This window comes from Virgibacillus kekensis, assembly GCF_042654125.1.
Taxonomy (GTDB): Bacteria; Bacillota; Bacilli; order Bacillales; family Amphibacillaceae; genus Lentibacillus; species Lentibacillus kekensis.
Map to the genome: position 1 here is coordinate 542611 of NZ_JBHSFU010000003.1, position 15340 is coordinate 557950.

Below are 15340 nucleotides of genomic sequence, written 5' to 3' on the forward strand. Positions count from 1 at the left end.
TCCCCTCCCGATCTCCTATTCCAGATAATGATGAACATACTACGAATAATTGACATTACAAGTCTATGATGTTGTCCTATCAAAATATGACTCAAATTATGACTAAAAGAAAATATTCGTATATAACTTTCTATTGCCCGCTCAGATGCATGATATATGCAAAAAAATCCCTTGCAACACAATATATGTTACAAGGGATTAAATATGATATTAATTTTGCTTCATAAAAACCGGTTCACCGTCTTTTATAGTATAAGGTAGTGAATATGCTGGTACAAAAGGCGTGTTTTCCGTAAGTAAATAACGTATATCATCGCCTGATTTATAGTTATGCTCGTACTCCTTCAGTGCATTGGTTAAATCTATCCGATAATCCACATAGAGCTTCCCGTTGGTATCCATAACAAACGGAAGATTTTTCTGCGAATAAGGGCTAACTACATGTGGAGGGGCTTCATACCCAAGTTTTTTATAGTCCACTGTATACACATCGTCCGTTATTTCTTCACCAAAAGGTGGATAGAGATGTTCATTACGGTACATTTCAAGTCTCACATTAACTTCCCTTAATGCATCTGTAACACGCAGGTCAAGCAACTTAACAGTGGGATCTTCTTCAGGTTTAATGATAGTGTACTGATAAACCCCGCCATTCTCATATGCAGTTCCTGGGATTGAGGAAATGAGGTTTCGTTCCTTTAGTGCATTAAAATCAACCAGGTATTTCTGGAAGATAGGTGTACCCTGGGGTTTTGTCTTGATAGGAAGAAGACCTTGGGTTTCTTTCTGATATGTATCTATTGCTGACTGCATTTGTTTTAGTTGTACTTCATTTGGCACTTTATTTTTGGAAAGCTGATTTTCAGGATAAAGACAGCCACTAAGTAAAGTCACTAAAATTAAAAGAACAAAAGATTTTATAAATCTGTTTTTCATCATGTTGCCTCCTAAGCGGTCGGGCCGCTGAAAACTATATATAAGATAATTAGTCCACCTGTAAACAGCGATAGATAGGCCAATACTGCTACAATTCCGGCAAAGATTCCCTTCAGTTTATATCTACTAAGTAAAATTAGCCCGATAGCCACCAACAGTAAAGCCATGCCACCGAATGATATGTACATCTTAAGCATTGATTCCGACATTCTGTTCACTCCTATTTTCCGTACTTACGCTCTACGTATTATAACATACCATTTTCGAACGAACTTTGACAAAAATGGAACAAACGCTTGTCAATTCTTTCTTGTTTGAAGACTGTTTTATTAAAAAAATTCGTTTTGGACAAAAAATGTATAGACTGTGAACAAATGGCTTTAGGAATAGCTTAAGCTTCGCTTCAGCAATACACTTCGCTTTCCGCGGACTCCCCACGAGCCTCCTCGGTCGCAAAAACCGCTCCCTGTGGGGTCTCTTAGGCTCGTTTTTCCGCAGGAGTCTACGCGTATTGCTTACGCTAGGGAAGTTGACTCCAGCGGATCACCGGCTAAAAACAGTTACGTCCTGTGACCAATGTCGGTACTAGAACGTCCTGGTCATCGAAGCAACAGCTGAAAATCCCGCAGGAAGTGGTTTTGTTCCGAGGCAGTTGAAGCGTTGCCAGGCGGCAAAGGAGACACTGCGAATTTATGAGCAGATGTCGTGCTTGCACCCGGAGTGATGAAAGCGGAAGGTATTTCCGGAGCGAAGCTACGAGTTATTTTGCAGTTTTTACATCAACTACGAGGGTTATAGAGCTCCACAATTTATGTAAAGAATTTTGTTGAAAATCAAAAATCCGGAATGGAGGGGGCTGGCTCCATTCCGGGGTGACTAAATAATACCCACAGCAGATCTATCCATGAATGCTTGTGCGATTCAGTTTATGCAAACATCCGTATTAATGTATCCTCACTTGCCCAGATTCGGTCACTTTTTAAAAATTTGATTAAGCGATTGCATATCCATTGGCATGTTGTTATTCAAAATCGACTCAACAATTTTATCTTCCTTCGCCCTGGATATCGGTGTATTCGCTATTTTGGATAAGTGGTGAACCAGCCCCCTGATAGTTTCTTCATCAGAGAAGTCAGCGTCTTTCACCGAATCAGCAACCTTAAAAATCTCATCAGGACTTACATTGGACTGTTGCTGTAATTTGTCAAACAGATTTTCCTGGCTATCACTCACAAACTCTCCTCCTTGCATGATTAATACAACATATTATATGCATGGGGAGCATTTACGTGTTATTTACCATAGTTTGTACTTATTAGAATTGCAAGATCATTCATTTCTTCTTTTTTGGTACGGCTCATCAGCTGCTCGACAACATCCTTTGGTTGCATGTCCTCAAACAGGATCTGATGTATTCCGTTAGTGATCGGCATCTCTATCCCTTGTTCCTCGGCAAACTGATAAGCAGCTTTTGCTGTACGGACGCCCTCAACTACCATTCCCATTTGTTCAAGCACCGTATCAAGCTTTTTTCCCTTACCAAGCAAATTTCCTGCACGCCAGTTACGGCTATGAACACTAGTACAGGTGACAATAAGGTCTCCTACACCCGGGAGTCCAAGGAATGTAAGTGGATTAGCACCGAGTGAAGCACCAAGCCTGGTAATTTCAGCTAGACCACGGGTGATTAGCGCTGCCTTTGCATTATCCCCATATCCTAAGCCATCTGAAATACCAGCACCGAGAGCTATAATATTTTTGAGCGCACCGCCCAGTTCAATGCCGATGATATCCGGACTTGTGTACACACGAAAATTCTCATTGATAAACAGATCCTGAGCGATCTCGGCGTTACTCATATTCAGCGATGATACAGTAACGGTGGTAGGTTGCCGTTTGCCGACCTCCTCTGCATGACTTGGTCCGGACAGCACAACAATATCCTCTTCGGAATATGCATCCATTTCCTCGCTGATTACCTGAGACACGCGTTTAAGTGATCCTGGCTCAATTCCTTTAGAGGCATGAATAAGTGTCGGTTTATTTTTTTGTACCTTATTCAACTCACTGCAGACTTCCCGAATTGCTTTAGATGGAACCACCAGCACTATGGCGGTGACATCATCAATCGCTTCTTCAAGATTGCTGAAAGCTTTAATCTGCTCCGGGACCATAATCTCCAGGTATTTCTCGTTCTTATGTGTTGAGTTGATTATTTCCGCCTGCTCTTTACGATGTGTCCATAAACGGACATCATGGCCATTGTCTGCCAGCACAATACTAAGTGCTGTCCCCCAGCTGCCGGCTCCTAAGACTGCTACTTTACTCAATTTCTTTTCCTCCTTATTGGCGTCTCCTCGGGAATATTTTTATTGGCGTACCAACGAATCCAAATGCTTCCCTGATTTTGTTTTCCAGAAAACGTGCATAGGAAAAATGCATAAGATCAGGATCATTCACAAAGACAGCAAAACTTGGAGGCTTAACACTAACTTGTGTTGCATAAAGGACCTTAAGCCGTCTTCCTTTTACCGTTGGTGTTGGGTTAACTGCTAATGCGTCCATAATTACATCATTCAATACATTGGTTTTAATTCGCTTAGCATGGTTTTCACTTGCCACTTTAATAGCAGGAATCAATGTGTGAATTCGTTTCTTTGTTTTTGCTGACAGGAAAACAACCGGGGCATAGTCAAGAAACTGAAAATGCGATCTCACCTTGGTTTCAAACTGTTTCATAGCCTTTTCATCTGATTCTACCGTATCCCACTTATTGACCACGATTATAATTGCCCTGCCAGCATCGTGCGCATAGCCCGCAATCTTTTTATCCTGCTCCCTGATGCCTGTTTCTGCATCAATTAAGACAAGAACTACATCAGAACGCTCAATAGCCTTTAGCGCCCGGAGAACACTGTATTTTTCGGTTGATTCATAAACCTTTCCACGTTTCCGCATCCCAGCCGTGTCAATAATCACAAAATCCTGATCATCTTTTCGTAACCGTGTGTCGATAGCATCACGTGTAGTTCCCTCAATCTCACTTACAATAACCCGTTCTTCATTCAAAAGTGAATTAACCAGCGAGGATTTCCCCACATTGGGTCGTCCTATCAGGCTGAAATAGATTGTATCTTCCTCAACCTCTTCCGTATCATCAGTTGGAAACTTGCTGACTACCGCATCCAGCATATCCCCAAGCCCAAGTCCATGTGACCCTGATATAGGATAAGGTTCTCCAAACCCAAGTGAATAGTATTCATATATTTCTTCGCGCATTTCCGGATTGTCCATCTTATTGACTGCAAGTACTACAGGCTTATTTGATTTAAACAACATTTTGGCAACCTCTTCATCGGCTGCCGTAATACCTTCACGTCCATTAAGTAGAAAAATAATCACATCGGCTTCATCAATGGCGATTTCTGCCTGCTGCCGCATTTTCACCAGCAAAGGCTCATCCCCTATCTCAATACCACCCGTGTCGATCAGATTGAAAGTTGAGGTCAGCCATTCAGCCTGTGCGTATATCCTGTCGCGTGTTACGCCAGGTACGTCTTCTACAATTGAAATTCTTTCTCCAACAAGTCTATTAAAAATGGTCGATTTACCCACATTGGGTCTTCCGACAATTGCAACAACAGATTTCCTCATGAAAGGAACATCCTCTCTGTACATGTCTCGATTATTCGCTTATCGTTCCCGAACCAGCTTTTACTAATTCTAGCAAAAGAACGCAGTATAAACAATTATTATTATAGACTGAAGGCTATGCGTTCTTTCTTAGCTTTTGCCGGGTTATAATATTGCTTTTATTTGCCTTCCGTCTGGCTTCAATAATGTACGTATGTATGAATATAACCCCGACAACAGGAGTGAGTAGGTCAAAAAATCCCATGTCCCCAACAATATCCTTATACCCGTAATAAATTGAAATTAAGCTGTATCCTATTTCCCCAACAGTGATTCCCAGACTCCCTGCGACCAGTCTGCTTTTTGGTTTGCTGATAATATTAGAAATCAGGAGTAGCAGAACGACAAAAATCACTGCATCTGAAGGAAAAAACAGGTTTAATGGAGTGAAATTCACCCAGATTAATGTCCCCATATATCCAACTGCCACTGAGAATGCTGTAAAAGTATGGAGGAGCAATTGTTTCTTTTTTGCCTGGAAAACGATCAATAACCCTAGGAGCAAGATATAACTTAAAGAAATCTTTAATGACATTAAATTTATATACGTTTCGGCCAAAAAAATCATCGCAAGTGTAAAACAAGCTGCCATTGTACGGATAAAAGATTTATTCAAGAAAAATGTGATTACAATCCACAGCATCCAACTCAACCAATAAAATATCAGACCATTAGCCATCCTCATCACCTGCCATTAGCAGTATAGCTGAATAAGCTACCTTTTAAACAGGCAACTTGCTTAAAAGCCATTGGTCTTTTGTTTTGTAAAAAAAGCGGCTGCTTCTTATAGAAACAGCCGCTTCAAAATAAAACTACTTTTTATATTTGTTCAGTTTGTCACCAATAAAGTCTCCAAGTTGGAAGCCGGATTGCTCCTCATCTCTTTCATATTGCTTATACTCTGCAGCCGCCTGCTCTTGTTCCAATTCCTTAATAGTAAGTGACATCCGTTCGTCGCTTTCACTTACATCAAGCACTTTAACTTTTACCTGCTGACCAACTTCAAGAACTTCCTGGGGTGTTCCAATATGACGGTTGGCAATCTGTGAGATATGGACAAGGCCTTCTACACCAGTAAATACTTCAACGAACGCACCAAAGTTGACAAGGCGTTTAACGGTTCCTTCCAGTACGTCTCCTTTTGACACACGCTCTTCAATATTGGCCCATGGACCAGGCAGGGTTTTCTTATGAGACAGGGAAATTCTCTCGTTATCTCGGTCAACTGAAAGAATTTCAACTTTAATTTTATCGCCTTCAGATACTACATCTGATGCCTTTTCGACATGCTCGTGAGCAAGCTGGGATATATGAACCAGACCGTCAATTCCTCCTAAATCCACGAACACCCCGAAGCTTGTTAGCCGTTGAACGGTACCTTCAATGACCTGTCCTTCTTCAAGAGTCTGAAGAAGTTGCTGTTTACGAGTGTTCTCTTCTTCTTGCACTACATCTTTATGGGATAGAATCACACGATTTTGTTCACGGTCCAGGTCAACCACCTTAACGGTAAGTGTCTTATTTTTGTAATCGGAAAAGTCCTCTACGTAATAGGTTTCAACCAATGAAGCCGGGATGAACCCGCGCAAGCCGACATCGACTACAAGGCCGCCTTTCACAATTTCTTTTACCTCTGCCTCAAAAATCTCACCACTGTTATATTTATCTTCCAGTGTTTCCCATGCTTCTTCTGCATCCAAATCTTTCTTAGAAAGGATAATTTCATCGTCATCCATTTTCTTTACTTTAACAGTAACCTCGTCATTTTCATTGACAACATCACTTGCCTGTTCAACATGCAGGCTTGATAATTCACTAATCGGCAAAATCCCTTCCGACTTATAGCCAATATCCACCAGAACCTGCTTCTCCTCCACTTTAATAACAATCCCGGTAATAACATCTCCTACATTCAATGGTTGTGTTTCATTAGATTCACTCATTCTATAGCCCTCCTTAAGTTACAAACAGCAGTACACTAATATACTCTTTTATATAACTTCTAATATTTACAATTATTTGTCAAGTGATGCAGGCTGAGATTTATGTTTTTCGATAAGATTACCTATTTCAGCCATGATTGCTTCAGAAGTGTCTTTGGCAGAAGCCTTTGCTGCTCGGTATGCTTCCATATTTAACGGTTCTCCATACACAACCTTCAGTTTTTTGCCAGGCTTATACGGACCGATAATCGCACATGGAATAACAGTTGCGTTGGAACGAAGGGCAAAAAATCCGACACCGGAAAGTGGTTTTCCAAGCTCACCTGTCTTGCTGCGGGTCCCTTCTGGAAATAATCCAAGCGTTTCACCATTAGCTAGAATTTCCAGTCCTCTGCGCAAAGCGTTCCGATCGCTAAGACCGCGCTTTACCGGAAATGCCCGGATACCCACTAATAACCTCCCAAGAACCGGTTTGTCGAACAATTCCCCTTTGGCCATAAACGAAATATCCCTTGGCGAAGTAATTCCTACAACAGGCGGGTCCAAGTTGGAAATATGATTGGTACAGATAATGACCGGCCCAGACTTGGGTACATTTTCTTTTCCCAAAACTTGAATCCGATAGAGCGGGAAGAGAAGTGCAGCCACTACAGACTTCGCAAATTTATAAAGACTCATATTCTCCCCCCTATTCCTTGTCCAGTTTACGAACCTCAGTAAGAATAGCTTGTGCAACCTGATCAATTGTTAATGATGTCGTATCAATTTCGATTGCATCCTCTGCTTTCAGCAATGGTGCCGCCTCGCGCTCGGAGTCTATCATATCCCTCCGCTCAATTTCCTTTTTTAACGTTTCAAGGTCAGGATTAAAGCCTTTTCGCAAGTTTTCTTCATACCTTCTCTTTGCCCGTTCTTCCACGGTGGCAATCAGGAAAATTTTCACCTCTGCATCAGGAATGACGTGGGTCCCAATATCTCTTCCATCCATAACTACTCCCCGCTTCGTAGCAAGAAGTTGCTGCCTTCCGACCATTTCTTTTCTAATAGTTGGATGTTTAGCAACGTCCGATACATTGTTTGTTACTCTTTCAGTACGTATTTCATCGGTGACGTCCTTACCATCCACCAGAACACGCTGGCCGTCTTCTCCTTGAATAAGTTCAATCGAGGTATCATCGAGAAGCCCGGAAAGCATTTTCTCATCCTCAAGAGAGATCCTATTCTCGAGTGCTTTCAGCGTTATGGACCGGTACATTGCTCCAGTATCAATATAAATATAAGACAGTTCTCTTGCTACAATCTTAGCTACCGTGCTTTTTCCAGCAGCAGCTGGTCCATCAATTGCTATAGCGATTGGTTTACTCATTTAAATCTTCCATTCCTCTCATATCCATTCATCATATATTAAAAACCTGACATTAAAGCCCTTTTGGACAATGTCCAGGCAGGAATTTTTTATGTTTTCTTGCCTGCAAATGAAAAACTTGGCGTTCAGCCAAGCCCAAGTTAAATACCTGTAAAAATAATAACATAAGTATAAAATCATGGTCTAATCTGGCTGTAAGGAACAAATGCTACAGTAATTCCTTATTGCGCGCTTCCCGCTGGCGCTCGAAACAATACCGAATAATCCCCTGCCGAGCATACTTCGAAATTTTGGTGAATTTCATTGAGGCTATCCTGGCAGAACTTTTATCTTCCTTCACCCGGACCACTTCGGCAAGAGCGTTGACATACTGATAATCACCTGAATCCAATGGTAATACCAGGCAGATATCCATTTCGTCCTCTGCCTCAATTAGTTTGTTAGAAGGAATGATAATAGCCATTCCCCCGCCACTTATATCTGAAGTAACTGTTGTAAAAGAAAGTTCTACAGAATGGATGGCCACATCGACAGCGGTCTCAACCCGGACATATTCCCGGCGCTGAATTCTTTTTATTTTATCTTTATTCGGGATATGTATTGCTAAAACTGGAACATTCATTTTTATCTGGGCTGCTATTTTCGTATGAAACTGATATACCGACTGATCCTTTCCGACATACGATGCAATAAGATGTGTTCCTTCAGGCAGAAAAACAGACTTATTGGTTTTTACCTCGATTGGATGATCGATAAACAAATAATGTTCATTTTTCTCTGCGACTTTGCAACGAAACCTGACAATTTCCCCCTTTTCGCGATCCTTGATTTCCAGGCTGAGTAATGTACCGATTTTCACTTTTTTTGCCCCCAATTATTTCCTCTGTATCTCCATTATCACAGAAAAGTGAAAAAAGGGAAAGACCTAGTCCTTCCCTAATTTACTGCAGCAAAATTCAATTCAGTACCACCCAGTTTATCGACTTTCTCTTCGGTTCCATCCATGGCGTTTATGAATATACGATATGTTTCATTACCTAGAACGCCCAGGAATTCGTATACCAGAACTTCTTCACCAAGGTCGTTATCGACAATCGCCATATGATTTTCATTTATCTTTACTTCCGGATTAACTTTATTTTTAGCTTCTTTCAGGGATAGCTTAGGTTCCGGAATATCCCGTTTTGTATGATTCATCCAGTAATTCCTTGCAGTAAAGCCCAGCAGTTCACCATTATCAAGTGCAACTTTTACTTCAACAGCATCGGAATAAATCCTTACGTCATCCTGACTTGCAAGAAATGAATAGACTCCAATGTTTTCATACTGATTGCTCTGGAAAGTTATCAGATCTTCAAAACCATACTTGTCAAGATAGTTTTTAGCCTTTTGAAGTCCTTCGTTTAAGCTGATTTTCTGTTCGTTGACCGGTCTGTTTACCAAAAGTGTAATTGGATGTCCTCCCTTTTGGGACATGTCCATATATGCTGATTTATTGCCATTATCATATGAAATACTGTACGTAGGAATTTCTGCACCTTTCCCGGTTTTAGTTATTGTAAGATTATCCGAGTTTTTTACATTGAGCATCTCCTTGCCACGTTCAATGGCCTTCTGCTTACTAAGCTTTTCACCATTCAGGGCTTTATACTGATGTTCTCCGGAGGAAGTGCCAATAATCGCTGAATCCACATTACTCTCAGTATAACCTTCAACCTTTTTTTCAACTGTTTTAAAGCCATCGACAATGGTATTATCTGCCTGCTCATCTTGTGTAGCGAGGGCTAGCTGTACATCCATCCAACGGAGATTTTCTTCCATAACAACATGCTGCAGCTGCCGAAGTTCACTTTTCAATTCTCCTGACTGTTTGTACAGCTCTTCTAGTTTTTGGGTCTCCTTATCAGTCAATGGTTTCTTTTCAAGATCCCTCACCGCAGTACGGTAAGTAAAATCACCTATTTCGGATAGAAACTCCTCTGTTTTGTTAAAAGGCAGCAAAGTCAGGGGCAATTGACCCACATCGGAAATCGACTGGGATGTCAGTCGCCAAATTTCAACCATCTGCGGTGATAGCTGTTCTCTTGAATTCATTGCCAGTGAGGTGCCAATTTTATCGTGCAATAGATCCATATGATATGTTAATTCATGGAACGCACGCTGATAAGTGTTTTCTGCTTGAATTAGAACTGCATTTTTTTCCTGATGCTCCTGATAGCCCCAAAAACCTGTTGCAGCTATACCTACTGTCAGAACACCTATTAAAATCCATCGTATCATGTTCATCACTCCCTGCTATTTACAGAATATGTGTTTTCCGATTTTCTTAATTTGCGGCCGTGACCAAATCCAATCCGATGTCGCTGTGTTAGGGTTGAAGTAATAAATTGCTTCCCCAGTAGGATCCCAGCCGTTAATTGCATCTAGTACTGCCTGTTTTGCTGTTTCATTAGGAGTAAGCCATATTTGTCCATCTGCGACAGCGGTGAACGCTCTGGGTTCAAAAATAACCCCAGCAACACTATTTGGAAATGAAGCGTTCTCCACACGATTCAAAATTACCGCCGCTACTGCAACTTGGCCGACATATGATTCTCCTCTTGCTTCCCCGTGGACCGCGTTTGCCATCAGCTGGATATCATTTTGAGAAAATCCCTGTGGCACATTGACAGCAGTAGGTGTCGCTTCGGCCGGTTGATTATTATTTCTGCCTCCACCGCGATTTCCTTGATTTGCTTGACCTTCACCCCTATTTCGTTCTGTTCCTCCATAGTGTGTGAAGTCTTTCCCTTGCCGTATCTGCTGTTTAACATATTGTTCATCATATTCGCTTGCATCGACCAGTTTTTGTTTTGTTTCAGGTCCTGCCAGCCCGTCTATTTTCAGGCCGAATTCGTATTGGAAGTTACGAAGTGCCCAGTAGGTTCCCCAACCGAAAACCCCATCAATCTCTCCATTATAGAATCCCAGATACTGAAGCCTTGCTTGCAGTTCAATAACGTCCTCTCCGGTGGAGCCGTGCTGTATCACCTGAGGACTGAATGCATCAACCGGTTTTGCCTGTTGTGACATTTGAAGCCCGACTGCCAGGAAACATATAATGAAAATGAATAGAAGCATTTTTTTATAAGTCATTTAGTTATCCTCCTGCTATACATTGTCATGTAACAAGTATTTTTTAACTAAACGACCTTTTTATTCATGAAGATTTAATAAGCAGGTGGAGGATCGGGGCTCAAGCTATTAAAAAAGCACAAGCGACCAGCTTATAACCGTATGATCTGATAAATTTAAAAACCCTTCGTATAAATTCATACGAAGGGAATCAGGCCTTTTTATGCCTGATTTGATCTATATCAGCTAACAATGGCTGGTTTGCGGTTTTAACTCGTCTAATCCCCATAAACCAGAGTAGTATCATAAAAGGGATTAACAAGGCCAACCACTCACTAGTAACTGTAGTCAGGATATAATCATAACTGCCATGGAGTAAAAACGGAAATAACAAAGCAAGCGTAATGTTCCTTTTCTTATGTTTCTCTTTAATCTTGGCCTTACCAAAGTGATAACCCATAATTACACCAAATAAGGCATGGGACGATACAGGAAACAATGCTCGCACAAAAGCATATTCGATACCATGGCTTAGCAAGTACAGAAGATTTTCTACAGTTGCAAAACCCAGACTGATGGAAACAGCATACACAATACCATCATAATGCGCATCAAACTCGGTGTGATTATATATGAGATAAACAAAGATGAACCATTTAAAAAATTCTTCCGTAAAGCCAATTAGGGCGAATGACTGAATGAATGTGCTGTCGGTAAGATTCTCTGCAGTAAATGCATACTGAATAAACATAATCGGAAAAACAAGAAGAGCTCCGAACAGGAATGTTTTTACGATTAAAGCTATTGGTTCTGTAAACCTGTCTTTTAAATAAAAAAACGAAAGCAGGGCAAAAGCAGGTGCTATTCCCGCCGAGAAAATTGCAATCATAAGACGGACCTCTTTCCAATTATGGTAGTTTCATCGTATCATTAAGTTACAGGAATGAAAATAGAAATTAAGTTGGGTGATTTTATGAAAAAAATACTGATTGTACATACAGGCGGAACAATTTCCATGCTTGAAAATAAAGAAACCGGTGAGGTGTCAACGACCGCAAAACACCCGCTATCCGCTTTATCATTTCATCTTACTGCTTATGCGGAAATTGAGGAGACTGTTGCGTTCTCACTTCCTTCTCCGCAGATAACTCCGCAGCACATGCTTCAGTTAGCAAGGGTGATTAAGGAACGGGTTAATGATTACGATGGATTTGTAATTACACATGGGACAGATACCCTTGAAGAAACGGCATATTTCCTTGATTTGGTTCTGGAGACGGACAAACCGGTGATTCTCACGGGGGCAATGCGTTCCAGTAACGAAATCGGATCGGATGCACTTTATAATCTGATCAGTTCGTTGCGGGTGGCCATCGAAAATGACGCGGTCGAAAAAGGTGTCCTGGTTGTGATGAATGATGAAATTCATACAGCAAGCAATGTAACAAAAACATCAACAAGTAATATTGCCACATTCCAAAGCCCGCAGTATGGACCGATTGGAATTATAACTAAAGAGTCGATTATCTTTCATCATACCGTTTTGACTAAACACCGACATCCGGCAAACCAAATTACCAAAAATGTTTTTCTATTGAAAGCTTATGCGGGGATGGATGATGGGATGCTGACCCTATTGCATTCAGCGAAGCCTGATGGGATAGTAATAGAGGGTCTTGGACAGGGAAACCTGCCAGATGCAACTGTCACTCCTCTTAAAAAATTGTTGGATGATAATATCCCTGTTGTATTGGTATCACGATGTTACCAGGGGATCGTTCAACCTACGTACGGATATGACGGTGGGGGTAGACAACTGAAGGAATTGGGCGTAATTTTCTCAAACGGATTAACAGGACCAAAAGCCCGGATTAAAATGCTTATTGCCCTTGAAGAAACGGAAAACCAGGAAACATTGAGGCAGATATTTGAAAACGAATACTAGCAAAAGAAAAGATAACAGCCGCTTAGCTGTTATCTTTTCTTATTTTTTATATGTTCTGCTATGATCTTGCCATGGTGCCTGCCATTCTCAATAAAAATGGCGTTATTGTTATTACCGGCTGCGACCACACCGGCAACATAAATGCCAGGTATATTTGTTTCATAAGTTTCTCTATTATAGTCTGGTCTACCATTTACCTCATCAACTGAAACACCTGCACTTTTCAGGAAGTTATAGTCCGGTCGGTATCCTGTCATAGCAAACACAAAGTCATTATCAATCTGTTTAACTTCGCCATTTACGGTATATGTCAGATTATCATGCGTTATCTCGTTTACTGAAGCATTGAATTCCATCTTTACTTTTTCTTTACGAACAAGGGAATCGAATTCAGGCAGAATCCAAGGCTTGATGCTTTTGGAATAACTATCTCCACGATAGAGCACTGTCACACGCGCTCCTGCTTTATATAGCTCCAATGTCGCATCCACAGCAGAATTCTTACCGCCAATTACAGCTACATTCGTATTAAAGTAAGGATGCGCTTCCTTAAAATAGTGCATTACTTTAGAAAGTCCCTCTCCTGGAATCCCCATCATATTAGGCTGGTCATAATAACCTGTTGCAATAATTACGTTTTTCGCCTCATATTCGGCAACTTCCCCGTCTTCTTTTTCCGTTTCCACCTGGAACTTGCCTTCCTCTGAAGAGATGGAGAAAACTTGTTCGAATGTATGAATCCGTAATTCTTTCCGAACAGCAACAGCCCGATAATATGCAAGTGCCTGATTACGGACGGGTTTTTGTTTTTCCGTAATAAACGGTACATCCCCAATTTCCAGTTTGTCACTTGAGCTGAAAAACGTCTGATGTGTAGGAAAGTTATAAACAGTATTAACTATATTTTCTTTTTCAATAATAAGCGGCTTGATACCCAGGTTCTGGAGTTCGATTGCACACGACATTCCACAGGGTCCACCACCTACAATAATGGTGTTCTCTTTTTGCATACTCTCGCACTTCCTTTTTCCATATAAAAAAACTCCTATCCTACTATACATGATAAGAGTTTTTTCGTCATTTTTTTCGTTTTAGAATTAATTAACCTGCTTATACCCAGCCACGGAATCTGGAGGCCTCAGCCATTTTGCGTACACCAACCATATATGCAGCTAAACGCATATCAACCCGCCTGGTTTCTGCAGTATTATAAATATTATTAAACGATTTGACCATAATCGCTTCAAGCTTTTCAGCAACCTCTTCTTCCGTCCAGTAATACCCCTGGTTATTCTGTACCCATTCAAAATAGGATACGGTTACACCACCAGCAGATGCAATTACATCCGGTACAAGAAGGATTCCACGCTCAGAAAGGATTTTGGTTGCTTCCAATGTTGTAGGTCCATTAGCCGCTTCCACCACAATACTTGCCTTAATCTTGTGAGCATTTTCCTCCGTTATCTGATTCTCTACTGCAGCCGGTACAAGAATATCACAGTCCAGTTCAAGTAATTCCTGATTTGAAATAGTGCTATCAAACAGTTTTGTTACTGTTCCAAAGCTGTCACGACGATCAAGCAGGTAATCAATATCTAAACCTTCTGGATCATACAAACCACCGTAAGCATCGGAAATGCCTACAACTTTTGCGCCGGCATCATACAAAAATTTAGACAGGAAGCTTCCCGCATTACCAAACCCCTGTACAACCACCCTTGCACCTTTTACATTGATCCCTTTCTTTTTGGCAGCTTCATTAATACAAATAGTTACACCTTTTGCAGTTGCAGATTCTCTTCCATGTGAACCACCCAGTACAATCGGTTTCCCTGTTATGAATCCTGGATTATTGAATTCGTCAATACGGCTGTATTCATCCATCATCCAAGCCATAATCTGTGAATTTGTAAATACGTCAGGAGCAGGAATATCTTTAGTAGGACCAACGATTTGGCTAATTGCACGGACATAACCGCGGCTCACACCTTCCAGTTCACGGAATGACATTTCACGCGGGTCACACACAATTCCGCCTTTACCCCCACCGTATGGCAAGTCAACAATACCTGCTTTCAGACTCATCCAAATAGACAGGGCTTTAACTTCCTTCTCCGTTACATCCGGATGGAACCGGATGCCTCCTTTAGTCGGGCCAACTGCATCATTATGTTGAGCACGATATCCTGTGAAGACTTTTATGGAACCATCATCCATCCTGACAGGAATTCGTACAGTCATCATGCGAACGGGCTCTTTCAGTAATTCAAACACTTCGTCAGGGTAACCCAATTTCTCAAGGGCGTTTTTTACAACAGTTCGTGTTGAACTCAACACATCCAT

16 protein-coding genes are annotated in these 15340 nt (G+C 41.2%); 1 reads left to right on the plus strand and 15 read right to left on the minus strand.

Annotated features, from left to right (window positions below; all coding sequences use genetic code 11):
- Window positions 1-210 precede the first annotated feature (210 nt).
- From ACFO3D_RS04120 to prsW, 13 genes are all read right to left on the minus strand, one after another.
- Window positions 211-936, minus strand: coding sequence for a hypothetical protein (locus tag ACFO3D_RS04120; protein WP_390293346.1), 726 nt, complete (start codon window positions 934-936; stop codon window positions 211-213).
- An 11-nt stretch (window positions 937-947) separates the two neighbouring features.
- Entirely contained in the window at window positions 948-1145 is a 198-nt protein-coding gene (locus ACFO3D_RS04125) for a DUF2768 domain-containing protein (protein WP_390293347.1), read from the minus strand.
- 763 nt (window positions 1146-1908) lie between these two features.
- A complete protein-coding gene (locus ACFO3D_RS04130; RefSeq protein ID WP_390293348.1) occupies window positions 1909-2169 on the minus strand; it encodes a stage VI sporulation protein F in 261 nt (86 codons plus the stop codon).
- 59 nt (window positions 2170-2228) lie between these two features.
- A complete protein-coding gene (locus ACFO3D_RS04135; protein ID WP_390293349.1) occupies window positions 2229-3266 on the minus strand; it encodes an NAD(P)H-dependent glycerol-3-phosphate dehydrogenase in 1038 nt (345 codons plus the stop codon).
- A gap of 13 nt (window positions 3267-3279) precedes the next feature.
- Window positions 3280-4590 (minus strand): ribosome biogenesis GTPase Der, encoded by a 1311-nt coding sequence (der, locus tag ACFO3D_RS04140; RefSeq protein WP_390293350.1) that lies wholly within the window; start codon window positions 4588-4590, stop codon window positions 3280-3282.
- A gap of 115 nt (window positions 4591-4705) precedes the next feature.
- On the minus strand, window positions 4706-5308 hold the full coding sequence (locus tag ACFO3D_RS04145; protein ID WP_390293351.1) for a YphA family membrane protein: 603 nt from the start codon (window positions 5306-5308) through the stop codon (window positions 4706-4708).
- A gap of 133 nt (window positions 5309-5441) precedes the next feature.
- The gene (gene rpsA / locus ACFO3D_RS04150; protein WP_390293352.1) at window positions 5442-6572 is read right to left on the minus strand and encodes a 30S ribosomal protein S1; all 1131 of its coding nucleotides are present in this window, start codon (window positions 6570-6572) and stop codon (window positions 5442-5444) included.
- Window positions 6573-6644: 72 nt separating this feature from the next.
- Window positions 6645-7250, minus strand: a complete 606-nt coding sequence (locus tag ACFO3D_RS04155) for a lysophospholipid acyltransferase family protein (RefSeq protein ID WP_390293353.1) — start codon at window positions 7248-7250, stop codon at window positions 6645-6647.
- A gap of 10 nt (window positions 7251-7260) precedes the next feature.
- On the minus strand, window positions 7261-7938 hold the full coding sequence (gene cmk / locus ACFO3D_RS04160) for a (d)CMP kinase (RefSeq protein ID WP_390293354.1): 678 nt from the start codon (window positions 7936-7938) through the stop codon (window positions 7261-7263).
- A gap of 208 nt (window positions 7939-8146) precedes the next feature.
- Complete coding sequence (locus tag ACFO3D_RS04165) at window positions 8147-8797, minus strand: flagellar brake protein (RefSeq protein ID WP_390293355.1); 651 nt, start codon at window positions 8795-8797, stop codon at window positions 8147-8149.
- 77 nt (window positions 8798-8874) lie between these two features.
- Complete coding sequence (gene ypeB, locus ACFO3D_RS04170; protein ID WP_390293356.1) at window positions 8875-10218, minus strand: germination protein YpeB; 1344 nt, start codon at window positions 10216-10218, stop codon at window positions 8875-8877.
- A gap of 15 nt (window positions 10219-10233) precedes the next feature.
- On the minus strand, window positions 10234-11073 hold the full coding sequence (gene sleB / locus ACFO3D_RS04175; protein WP_390293357.1) for a spore cortex-lytic enzyme: 840 nt from the start codon (window positions 11071-11073) through the stop codon (window positions 10234-10236).
- Between the two features lie 190 nt (window positions 11074-11263).
- Complete coding sequence (gene prsW, locus ACFO3D_RS04180) at window positions 11264-11941, minus strand: glutamic-type intramembrane protease PrsW (protein ID WP_390293358.1); 678 nt, start codon at window positions 11939-11941, stop codon at window positions 11264-11266.
- An 84-nt stretch (window positions 11942-12025) separates the two neighbouring features.
- Here prsW and ACFO3D_RS04185 point away from each other — a divergent pair, with 84 nt between their 5' ends.
- The gene (locus ACFO3D_RS04185; protein ID WP_390293359.1) at window positions 12026-12997 is read left to right on the plus strand and encodes an asparaginase; all 972 of its coding nucleotides are present in this window, start codon (window positions 12026-12028) and stop codon (window positions 12995-12997) included.
- Window positions 12998-13026: 29 nt separating this feature from the next.
- On the opposite strand, the gene ACFO3D_RS04190 is transcribed toward ACFO3D_RS04185, so the two are convergent.
- Both ACFO3D_RS04190 and ACFO3D_RS04195 read right to left on the minus strand, forming a co-directional pair.
- Window positions 13027-14007 (minus strand): YpdA family putative bacillithiol disulfide reductase, encoded by a 981-nt coding sequence (locus ACFO3D_RS04190; protein ID WP_390293360.1) that lies wholly within the window; start codon window positions 14005-14007, stop codon window positions 13027-13029.
- A 100-nt stretch (window positions 14008-14107) separates the two neighbouring features.
- Window positions 14108-15340, minus strand: coding sequence for a Glu/Leu/Phe/Val family dehydrogenase (locus ACFO3D_RS04195; protein ID WP_390293414.1), 1233 nt, complete (start codon window positions 15338-15340; stop codon window positions 14108-14110).

Excerpts from the sequence above, each read along its gene's own strand:
- ACFO3D_RS04120 (WP_390293346.1), bottom strand. The coding sequence starts at position 936 with ATGAAAAACAGATTTATAAAATCTTTTGTTCTTTTAATTTTAGTGACT.
- ACFO3D_RS04125 (WP_390293347.1), bottom strand. The coding sequence starts at position 1,145 with ATGTCGGAATCAATGCTTAAGATGTACATATCATTCGGTGGCATGGCT.
- der (WP_390293350.1), bottom strand. The coding sequence starts at position 4,590 with ATGAGGAAATCTGTTGTTGCAATTGTCGGAAGACCCAATGTGGGTAAA.
- ACFO3D_RS04145 (WP_390293351.1), bottom strand. The coding sequence starts at position 5,308 with ATGGCTAATGGTCTGATATTTTATTGGTTGAGTTGGATGCTGTGGATT.
- rpsA (WP_390293352.1), bottom strand. The coding sequence starts at position 6,572 with ATGAGTGAATCTAATGAAACACAACCATTGAATGTAGGAGATGTTATT.
- ACFO3D_RS04155 (WP_390293353.1), bottom strand. The coding sequence starts at position 7,250 with ATGAGTCTTTATAAATTTGCGAAGTCTGTAGTGGCTGCACTTCTCTTC.
- cmk (WP_390293354.1), bottom strand. The coding sequence starts at position 7,938 with ATGAGTAAACCAATCGCTATAGCAATTGATGGACCAGCTGCTGCTGGA.
- ypeB (WP_390293356.1), bottom strand. The coding sequence starts at position 10,218 with ATGATACGATGGATTTTAATAGGTGTTCTGACAGTAGGTATAGCTGCA.
- sleB (WP_390293357.1), bottom strand. The coding sequence starts at position 11,073 with ATGACTTATAAAAAAATGCTTCTATTCATTTTCATTATATGTTTCCTG.
- prsW (WP_390293358.1), bottom strand. The coding sequence starts at position 11,941 with ATGATTGCAATTTTCTCGGCGGGAATAGCACCTGCTTTTGCCCTGCTT.
- ACFO3D_RS04185 (WP_390293359.1), top strand. The coding sequence starts at position 12,026 with ATGAAAAAAATACTGATTGTACATACAGGCGGAACAATTTCCATGCTT.
- ACFO3D_RS04190 (WP_390293360.1), bottom strand. The coding sequence starts at position 14,007 with ATGCAAAAAGAGAACACCATTATTGTAGGTGGTGGACCCTGTGGAATG.
- ACFO3D_RS04195 (WP_390293414.1), bottom strand. The coding sequence starts at position 15,340 with ATGGATGTGTTGAGTTCAACACGAACTGTTGTAAAAAACGCCCTTGAG.